The organism is Prosthecobacter sp. (assembly GCF_049294395.1).
In the GTDB taxonomy this organism is placed as follows: domain Bacteria; phylum Verrucomicrobiota; class Verrucomicrobiia; order Verrucomicrobiales; family Verrucomicrobiaceae; genus Prosthecobacter.
The window spans coordinates 1-9,341 of the sequence record NZ_JBAQCR010000016.1 but is presented as its reverse complement, the minus strand read 5'-3'; the positions used below and the strand labels follow the sequence as shown (position 1 = coordinate 9,341).

General features: G+C 60.1%; 10 protein-coding genes. 7 read left to right on the top strand and 3 right to left on the bottom strand.

Annotation, left to right across the window (positions count from 1 at the left end; all coding sequences use genetic code 11):
* The first annotated feature begins 84 nt into the window (after positions 1-84).
* Positions 85-834 (top strand): HesA/MoeB/ThiF family protein, encoded by a 750-nt coding sequence (locus tag WAW39_RS01060; RefSeq protein WP_422314871.1) that lies wholly within the window; start codon positions 85-87, stop codon positions 832-834.
* A 189-nt stretch (positions 835-1,023) separates the two neighbouring features.
* Here the strand turns inward: WAW39_RS01060 and WAW39_RS01055 are convergent, their stop codons facing one another.
* Positions 1,024-1,401, bottom strand: a complete 378-nt coding sequence (locus tag WAW39_RS01055) for a Dabb family protein (RefSeq protein WP_422314869.1) — start codon at positions 1,399-1,401, stop codon at positions 1,024-1,026.
* An 88-nt stretch (positions 1,402-1,489) separates the two neighbouring features.
* On the opposite strand from WAW39_RS01055, the gene WAW39_RS01050 reads away from it, so the two are divergent.
* Both WAW39_RS01050 and WAW39_RS01045 read left to right on the top strand, forming a co-directional pair.
* The gene (locus WAW39_RS01050; RefSeq protein WP_422314867.1) at positions 1,490-3,052 is read left to right on the top strand and encodes a glucose-6-phosphate isomerase; all 1,563 of its coding nucleotides are present in this window, start codon (positions 1,490-1,492) and stop codon (positions 3,050-3,052) included.
* An 81-nt stretch (positions 3,053-3,133) separates the two neighbouring features.
* On the top strand, positions 3,134-3,484 hold the full coding sequence (locus WAW39_RS01045; RefSeq protein WP_422314865.1) for a hypothetical protein: 351 nt from the start codon (positions 3,134-3,136) through the stop codon (positions 3,482-3,484).
* On the opposite strand, the gene WAW39_RS01040 is transcribed toward WAW39_RS01045, so the two are convergent.
* Entirely contained in the window at positions 3,485-4,252 is a 768-nt protein-coding gene (locus WAW39_RS01040; RefSeq protein WP_422314863.1) for an RDD family protein, read from the bottom strand.
* 70 nt (positions 4,253-4,322) lie between these two features.
* Between WAW39_RS01040 and WAW39_RS01035 the strand changes: the two genes are divergently transcribed.
* Entirely contained in the window at positions 4,323-6,059 is a 1,737-nt protein-coding gene (locus WAW39_RS01035; protein ID WP_422314861.1) for an ABC transporter ATP-binding protein, read from the top strand.
* 45 nt (positions 6,060-6,104) lie between these two features.
* The gene (locus WAW39_RS01030; protein WP_422314859.1) at positions 6,105-6,464 is read left to right on the top strand and encodes a hypothetical protein; all 360 of its coding nucleotides are present in this window, start codon (positions 6,105-6,107) and stop codon (positions 6,462-6,464) included.
* Positions 6,465-6,470: 6 nt separating this feature from the next.
* Here the strand turns inward: WAW39_RS01030 and WAW39_RS01025 are convergent, their stop codons facing one another.
* Positions 6,471-7,214, bottom strand: coding sequence for a dienelactone hydrolase family protein (locus WAW39_RS01025; protein WP_422314857.1), 744 nt, complete (start codon positions 7,212-7,214; stop codon positions 6,471-6,473).
* A 207-nt stretch (positions 7,215-7,421) separates the two neighbouring features.
* On the opposite strand from WAW39_RS01025, the gene WAW39_RS01020 reads away from it, so the two are divergent.
* Together WAW39_RS01020 and WAW39_RS01015 are read left to right on the top strand one after the other, a co-directional pair.
* Complete coding sequence (locus WAW39_RS01020; RefSeq protein ID WP_422314855.1) at positions 7,422-8,297, top strand: ADP-ribosylglycohydrolase family protein; 876 nt, start codon at positions 7,422-7,424, stop codon at positions 8,295-8,297.
* 152 nt (positions 8,298-8,449) lie between these two features.
* Complete coding sequence (locus WAW39_RS01015; RefSeq protein ID WP_422314853.1) at positions 8,450-9,154, top strand: REP-associated tyrosine transposase; 705 nt, start codon at positions 8,450-8,452, stop codon at positions 9,152-9,154.
* Positions 9,155-9,341 lie beyond the last annotated feature (187 nt).

The window sequence follows — 9,341 nt, the reverse complement described above, 5'->3', positions numbered from 1 at the left end:
GTATCGGAGTTAGTGAGGGGTTCGGGCGGAGTGTTGAAAAATGATGAAAATATTTTTGCTGAAGACTGTTCACCTTACCTGCCCATGACCAAACTCCCCCCGCTTACCGAGCCCGAACGTGCCATTTATGAGTGGCAGATGTGGGTGCCCGGCGTCGGTGAGGAGGGCCAACGCAAGCTCAAAGGAGCCTCGGTTCTGATCTCCCGCGTCGGTGGTCTGGGCGGTTTGGTGGCGCTGGAACTCGCCGCAGCGGGCGTGGGAAAGCTGGTGCTCGCCCACGGCGGTGATCTGCAGCCGTCAGATTTGAACCGGCAGTTGCTGCAAACGTACGATCACATCGGCAAATCGCGCATGGATTCCATCGTGCGCCGTTTGCAGGAACTTAATCCCCGCTGTGAAATCGTGGGCGTCGCTGAAAATGTGTCCCCGGCAAATGCCGATGCACTGGTCGCCCAGGCGGACTTCGTCGTGGATGCCGCGCCGCTGTTTCAGGAGCGACTGGCTCTGAATGCCGCCGCCATGCGTGCCGGCAAGCCGATGGTGGAATGCGCCATGCACACGCTGGAAGCCAGCGTGACGACCTTTGTGCCCGGCAAAACGGGCTGCCTGGCCTGCTATGTGCCCGAAGTGCCTCCCACGTGGAAGCGTCAGTTCCCGGTGTTTGGCGCGGTATCAGGCACTGCGGCCTGCATCGGAGCCATCGAGGTCATCAAGCTGATCACCGGCGTTGGTGAGACGCTTTGCGGGGTGATGCTCTCCATGGATCTCTCCACGATGCAGTTCCGCAAGATTCGCCTGCCGAAGCGTGATGACTGTGCGGTGTGCGGAGGGTGAGAGAGCGATCTGTTTGTTCGTAGGATGGGTGTGGCGACAGCCCGCCCGTCCTTGAGCGTGCTGCAAACACCCTGGCCTGCGAAGGTCCTCGCAGTCGGGCGGTTTGGCGGAGGAAGCACTGGATGTTCCCTGCGTACTGGACGCCAAACACACCCAACCTACGAAGCGACTGCGCGGTGTGCGGCTGATTTATTTCGCCACGAAGTCCACCACGCAGACCTTGTCGAGCAGAGGCTTGAGCTTGGCAACGAAGGCCGAATGCTCTGGATGCGGAAGATACACGTCAAGGCCCGCCTTGTCTTTGAAGGTGACGAGGAAGCAATGCGTGAAGCCGTCATTGAGACCTTCCGGGCTCACATTCGTGCCCCATTCAAAAGCGGTGACCGTGTTGACCTTCTTGGTGAGTTCGATGAAGGCGTTTTCAATGCCCTGCACCTCGGCCGGTGTGGCGCTGTCCTTGAATTTGAAGAACACAACGTGGCGGTAGGGGGCGTCTGCGGCGGTGGCGGTGGCGAGGGTGGTCATGGCGGAAAAGAGAATGGCGAGGGCGAAGAGAGCAGCTTTCATGGTGCGCGAGAATGTCGCAAAGAGCACTTTGAGTCAATGCCTCAAACTGGTTGCGCCGTGGCATCGTGCATGCTCCTTAACAACTTATATGAGCCATTGGGACCGCTTTCAAAAGTACTTCGTTCGTTACTCCAACCTGGGATTCTCCATCGACATCAGCCGCATGGCTTTCGAGGATGACATCTTCAGCAAAATGGCGCCCCGCATCGAGTCTGCCTACAAGGCGATGATCGAGCTCGAAGCCGGTGCCATCGCCAATCCGGATGAGCAGCGCATGGTCGGCCACTACTGGCTGCGCAACGCCCGCCTCGCCCCCAATGACGCGCTTCAGCATGAAATCAGCGAGACCCTCGCAGCGACGCTGAAATTCGCCGCAGATGTCCACTCCGGCGCGATCACGGCAGCCAATGGCCAGAAGTTCACCCGCGTGCTCGTCGTGGGCATTGGTGGTTCGGCGCTCGGCCCGCAGCTCGTGGCGCATGCCATCACCCCGGCCAATCCGCCGCTGGCCATCTCCTTCCTCGACAACACGGACCCCGATGGCATCGACCGCGTGATGGCCCAGATCGGTGACGAACTGGCCACGACCCTCACCATCGTGATCTCCAAATCCGGCGGCACCAAGGAAACGCGCAACGGCATGCTCGAAGCCGAAACCGCCTACAAGGCCGCAGGACTCGACTTTGCCAAGCATGCCGTCGCCGTGACGGGCGTGGGCAGCGAGTTGGACAAGCATTCCACCGCGCAGGGCTGGCTGACCCGTTTCCCCATGTGGGACTGGGTGGGCGGACGCACGAGTCTGATGAGCGCCGTGGGCACTCTGGCCGCTGCGCTGCAAGGCGTGGACGTGCTGCAGTTCCTGGCCGGAGCCGCCGCGATGGATATGGAAACACGCCAGCGCCCTGCCATTGAAAACGCCGCGATGCTGCTGGCGCTCATGTGGCATCAGGCTGGCAAAGGCCAGGGTCTGAAAGACATGGTCGTGCTGCCCTACAAGGACAGGCTCGTGCTCTTCAGCAAGTACCTCCAACAGCTTGTCATGGAAAGCCTGGGCAAGGAGCACGATCTGAACGGTGCCGTGGTGAATCAGGGCATCGCCGTGTATGGCAACAAAGGCAGCACCGACCAGCACGCCTATGTGCAGCAGCTGCGCGATGGCGTGAACAATTTTTTCGTCACCTTCATCGAAGTGTCCAAGTCCCGCGACACCGCCTCCCTCGAAGTCGATCCCGGCTTCACCACGGGCGACTACCTTCAGGGCTTCCTGCGCGGCACCCGCAAGGCGCTGGCCGAGAAAGGCCGCGAATCGATCACCCTCACCATCCCCGAGCTCAACGCCTTCACCCTGGGCATGCTCATCGCTCTGTTTGAGCGCGCCGTCAGCTTCTACGCCAGCCTGGTCAACATCAACGCCTACCACCAGCCCGGCGTTGAGGCCGGCAAAAAAGCCGCCACAGACTTCCTGACTCAGCTTGCCAAGGTGCGCGCTGCACTCACCGCTACAGGCAGCACGGCTGACGAGGTGGCCTCCAAGCTTGGGATTGATGCTGAGGATGCCTTCCACATGCTCAATCACCTGGCTGCGAATGCTCAGGCCCGGATGGTTGCCGCTGGGGACAGCCCGGCGCTCGATCAATTCGCAGCTCCGTGACAAATCGCCGTTTGCACACATTACATGGGCAACCTATAAATTGCGCCCCTGTGAAGCCTGCCGTCCTTCGGCGATAAAGTCATGCGTGATATTCCCATCCCCTACCAAATCGCCTGCGTCATACTGACCGCCCTTTTTATCTGGTCGTTCAGCATTGCGCGGGAACCACGAGGCTGGCGGCGGCTGTTTCAGTCCATGTTCTCCAAATCGGAGACCTTCTCCGTCAACAAGAACAAAGTCATCGACGAAGCCTTGAAGCGCTATGGCATCGTGATTGCCATGGTCATTCTAGTGATCGATGTCTCGTGCTTTGTCCTCGGTGTGACCGACCGCTATCGCGATAAGATGCGTGATCTCACTCCTGAACAGCGTGAAAGCATGCAGGAGATCAACAAGTATCAGAACAGCGGCAAACCGGGCGGCCCCATGTGATCACGCTTTCCGTTTGGTCACCAGGGTGTCTGCCACCAGATCGTGCAGGCAGCGGCGGTCTTTGCGGAAGATCATGAGGGAGTCAGCCATCAGCAGGGCCAGCCCCAGCCCTCCAAAGTAAATGAGGCCGGTAAAGACAAGGATGAAGAAGAGGACGGAGCGCAGCAGCAAGGCCTTGATGAAACCGGCTCTCGCACCATCAGGAAAACGCACCACCTGTATGCCCAGGCAAAGCTTGCCAATCGTCTGACCACGCAGGGTGAGCAACACCACGTTGACGATCAAAGCCATGTCAAAAACCAAACTCGCGAGCGGCAGTTTCATGCCCCCCGATGCCTGGAGTTTTTCCGCCCGCTTCTGCATGGCGTTCACCATGGCCGTCGGATCGTTCTGCAGTTTCTGGGTTTCCTCCACAAACGCCTGATCAAAAACCATGGTGAGAACGACCCACAGCGGCACGATGATCAGGGCGAAATCGATGAGCTTGGCGGCAAACCTCTGGCCCAATGACGCCATCTCAAGGCGAATGACCTGATCCTGCCTGACTTCGGCGCGCAGAGCTGTGATGGAGGGCTGCTCGGAGATGGACGGCGCAGCTACCTCGGGATTTAGCTCCTGCAAATGATCCTTCAAAGTCTCCCAGTCCTTCATGCCTTCCGTCCAGCAAAGGTCGGTGGGTTTGAAACGTCCCTCCCGCAGTCCGGCGCTCACATCCAGATCGTTGAAGGTGCCGAGCTGTTCTTCGCCGCGTGCCAGATGGTATTTCATGTATATGCCTGTTGCTGTATGTCGTATGCTAGATAGCTGCTAACCCGCACGCATCAAGCTCCCATCCCGATTGAAAACCATCGCCCGCGTCTTTTCCTACCTTCGTCGTTACCCCTGGCTCGGCTCCGCCCAGATCGCCTGTGCCATCATCGGCACCCTGATGGTCATCGTTTTTCCGCACATCACCCGCGAGGTGATGGACGTCGTCGTGCCGGGCAAGCAGTGGGATCGCCTCGGCCCGCTCGCCTGCTGGGCGCTGGCCGCCTACTTTGCCCAGCATCTGTTCAATTCCCTGCGCATCCAGCTCAACAACACCTTTGAGCAGAAGGTCATCTACGACCTCCGCAGCGACATCTACCAGCGCCTGCAAACCTTGCCCCTCCGTTGGTTCGACAACCGCCCCTCAGGCGACATCATGACCACCGTCGCCGAGGACATCCCCTCTGTGGAGCGTGTGCTCATTGATGGCCTTGAGCAGGGGCTCATTTCCGTGCTGCAGATCATCGTCGTGGGCGGCTTCATGCTCCAGGCAGACGTCACTCTGACGCTTTATGCCCTCATCCCCCTGCCCTTTCTTATGGCCGGTGCCCTGCTCTACACCCGCACCTCCAAAAATCGCCACAGGAAGGTGCGCAAGGCCAGCAGCGCCATGAACTCCCTGCTTCAGGACAACGTCTCCGGCATGCGCCAGATCAAGGCCTACGCCATGGAGCGCGAGGAGCATGAACGCTTCAACCGCGCCAGCGGCGCTCTGCGCACCGCCACGCTCCACGTCATGCGCATCTGGTCCATCTACCGCCCGGGCATGAATTTCCTCACCAGCACCGGCATGGTCATCGTGCTCTGGGTGGGCGCACGCCAGCTCATGGCTGGCAGAATTCAAACCGGTGACCTCACCGCCTTCCTCCTGCTGCTCAAGTTTTTCTACGATCCCATCGAGAGCCTGCACCAGCTCAATCAAATTCTGCAAACCGGCCGAGCTGCTGGAGAGCGCGTCTTCGACATCCTGGATGCCGAACCGGAAGCCGACACCACCGGTGGACGCGAACTGTCCGGCGTCACCGGTCATGTGCGCTATGAGAATGTCGGCTTCAGCTATGCGGGCAAAACACCCACCGTGCATGGGGTCTCGCTCGATGCGCATCCCGGCCAGACCATCGCACTCGTCGGCCCCACGGGCGCAGGCAAATCCACGCTCATCAATCTGCTCACGCGTTTCTACGAGTACGATGAAGGCGTCATCACCATCGACGGTGCGCCCGTTCACGAACTCAACAAGGCATGGCTGCGCCGCCACATCGGCTACGTCACGCAGGAAAGCTTTTTGTTCAACGGCACCGTGCGGGAGAACCTCGTCATCGGCCGACGCGATGCCACCGATGAGCAGCTCTGGGAGGCTCTGAAAAGCGCCAACGCGGATGCCTTCGTCAAACGCCTGCCTGATCTGCTGGACACCCATGTGGGTGAGCGCGGCGTGAAGCTCAGCGTCGGTGAAAAGCAGCGCATCAGCATCGCCCGCGCCCTGCTGCGCAATCCGCCCATCCTCTTGCTGGATGAAGCCACCGCCAGCGTGGACACAGAAACTGAGCGCCAGATTCAGGAAGCGCTCGAGCACCTCATGGCGCACCGCACCAGCTTCGTCATCGCGCATCGCCTCAGCACCGTGCGCAATGCGGATCGCATCTACGTCCTCGACCACGGCCGTATCATCGAGCAGGGCACGCATGACGAACTCATCGCTCAGGAAGGCATGTATGCCCGTCTTTGCCGCACCTCTCTGATCGCAGCCGAAGTGCCGGCGGAGTGAGATTTGTGTTGAGTTATCAGGCCCTGCGCTGACAGCCATCCCCACATGTCACTCTCCCTTCTGCTGCGTGCCGCCTTCGTGTTTGCCTTCTGCATCTCTGCAACCTTGGCCAGTGCGGATGAACCCTTGACCCGCTGCCACAAGGTGAATGCCCCGGTGGGTCTCGTCATCCGCAGCAAGCCCGGCACCGATGGCAAACGCCTCGCGGTCTTGGAGGAAGGAACCAAGGTCACGCTCGCAGGCAAAGCAGTGGCCGATGACAAGAACAAGGTTCTTCCCGTCGTGTCCAAAGATACCCAGGACCCGGAAGCCTCGTGGATTCAAATCTCCGCACCCAAGGCAGGCTACGTGCTTTATCGTGTCGGCGGCAGCAGCCCCTACGACTACCTCGTTCCCTGCAAGTAACGCCTTCTACTCGCACAGGCAGCGGCGGAAGAAATCCACCGTCATGCCCAGAGCCTGACGGGCGATCTCGGCATCGTAGCGCAGGCCTTCATCGCGCAGGAAGGCATGGGCGGCATTGAATTCATGCCAGGTGAAGTTCACACCAGCAGCCGTAAGCGTCTGGTAGATCATGGCACGCCCCTCGGCGGGCACATGCGGGTCCTGCCGGCCAAACACCATCATCAGCTCGCCTTTGATATCTGCCGCACGAGCCAGCGAATCATCGTTCATCCCAGCTCCCAGGCTGCGCTTGTGCAGGTCGGTGGGGTAAAAGCATGCGGCTGCAGCGACATCTGGCTGCAAGGCCGCGCGATAGGTCAGGTGCCCGCCGATGCAGGGGCCGAAGGAGCCCAGCCTCCCGGTGCAGTCCGGGTGGCTTTTCAGGTAGTCTAGCACCGCACGATTGTCCGCATCGTAGGCAGCCACGGGTTTCTCAGTCTTCAGCTTGTTGCCCACATCCGAGCCCGCTTGGTCATAAGCCAGCACCGTTCCCGCAGGCAGATACTCATGGTAGATCTCTGGCAACGCCACGATGAAGCCATGCCCCGCGAGGAAGGCCGCCGTGCGGCAGATGGGACCCGTGTTTTGAAAGATCTCCGAGTGAAACAGCAGCCCCGGATACCGTCCCGCTCCCGCCGGGCGCAGCACCAGTGCACGCATGGGACCGGTGGGCGTGGTGAGTTCGACGATTTCAGGTTCGCGGAGAGTCATGGAGAGAAGAGTGGAATGAGCGGGCACGATGCCGATGACTGCAAGCACCTCAATTCACAGTTTTCAATTTTGATTCGTTTCACTCACCCTTCGGGCTGCCTGCGGCAGTCTATCTTCGCTGCGCTTCGATTCAGTTCGCAGTTTTCAGTCCCTCACAACGCCGCATGCGCGTAACGCTCCCATCAGTTCACACTCCTTTCCTATTCCATGACTCCCGACTCCTCCTCCCGCCTTGCCGGCATGCTGCAGGGCAGCTTCATCGCTGAATCCATCTCTCTCGGCGTTCACTGGATTTACGATCCTGCGCTGATCCTCAAAAAGCATGGCCGTGTGACAGGCTACCTTGCCCCAGGCTCGGAGTCCTACCACCCGCACAAGCAGGCAGGCGCCCAAGGCCATGCGGGCGATCAGGCTCTGCGCCTGCTCACATTCCTTCAGCGCGAGCGCCGCTGGGACGCCACCGCCTTTCTCACCGACTGGCAGGCCATGTGGCCGACCTACAACGACTACGTGGACAAGGCCACCAAAGGAACCCTCGCCAATCTCCAAGCCGGTGCCACCGCCGCGACGAGCGGCGCACCGTCCGATGAACTCGCCGGACCTGCGCGCATCGCGCCCCTCATGGCCTTCCTCGCTGACAAGCCTGAGTCCGAAGCCGTCGCGGCTGCCATTGAGCAAACGGTGATCACCCATCGCTCACCCGAGACGATCGAATGCGCGGAATTTCTCGCACGTGCCACGCATCGCCTGCTGCATGGCGGCGAACTGCAAAGCGTCATCACCGACACCGCGCCTGCATGGGCTTTGAAAGCCGCTGAAGCTGCCACGGATGGCGATGCCATCGGTCAGCTCGGTCGCGCCTGCCCCATCCCCCAAGCACTTCCCGCCGTCCTCTGGCTCATCCGCCATCACGGCGAAAACTTCGAGACCGCCACCATCGAAAACGCCATGGCTGGCGGCGACAACTGCGCCCGTGCCCTTGAGCTCGGCATGCTCCTTGGAGCGGCCCATGGCATCGATGCGATCCCTGCCGCATGGCGCGAAGGATTGCTCGCCAAGCCCCTGCTGGAGCGCGGACTTTAGTCCGCAGCACCCCGCCTAAACGCCAAGTTCTTACACATTCACTGTTCTCTTCGCGCCGAGCATCACCGTGCTTGCGACCTTCATCGTGGAAAACACCCTCCCAGCACAAGCGACCTGCTGCTGACTAAAGTGCCGCGCTCCTTTTTGTTTGCATGCTGCGGCAATTTTCGTTTTCTCGCTGCATGAGCGAACCACCTCATTCTCGTCGAGTCGGTCCACCGCACCGGCCCAAACTGCGACGAGTGGTCGAGCGCCAGCGTTCGACCTCCCCGCAGCTAACGCGTGACGAGAAAATCAAAGGCTTCCAAGGTTGGAATGAGCGCGGTTATATTCCGCATCGCGATGAGCCCGGTCTCACCCAGTTCGTGACCTTCCGTTTAGCTGACACCTTCCCATCAGAAATGCAGGAAGAGTGGGAGAAACTGCTGAACATCGAAGATGCCCGCGAGCGCCGCATCCAGCTCGAATCCTGGCTCGATCTCGGCCACGGCCTGTGCCACCTACGAGACGAACGAATCGCGCAGCTTACAGCAGACATCTTGCGAAGGTTCGATGGCACGCACTACCGACTCCACGCTTGGACGATCATGCCGAACCACGTGCATGTGATGTTTGAAGTGGGTGAAATGCCCATGAAAAAGGTCCTGCAACAATGGAAAGGCGCGACCGCCCGCGCGGCCAATGCCCAGCTGGGTCTTCAGACGCCATTCTGGCAGAGCGACTACTGGGACACTTTTATGCGCGATCCCGACCATCAGGAAAGAACCATTCGCTACATTCGCAACAACCCAGTCAAGGCCGGCCTAGTCTCCGACTGGAAAGCCTGGCCATGGACATACATTCGCAAAGAAGAATAATTCCCCGGAGCGCGGACTTCAGTCCGCAGCACTCCGCCACAGCCCCAATTCTTATCCACACACCAGTTCCCTCCACACCGAAGATCCACTCGCTTGTGGCGTTCAACGCGGGCAGCACACTCCTGAGTACTGCGGCGCACGAGACTGAAGCTAAAGCGGAGGTATGGATGTTAGCGGAGTGCTGCGG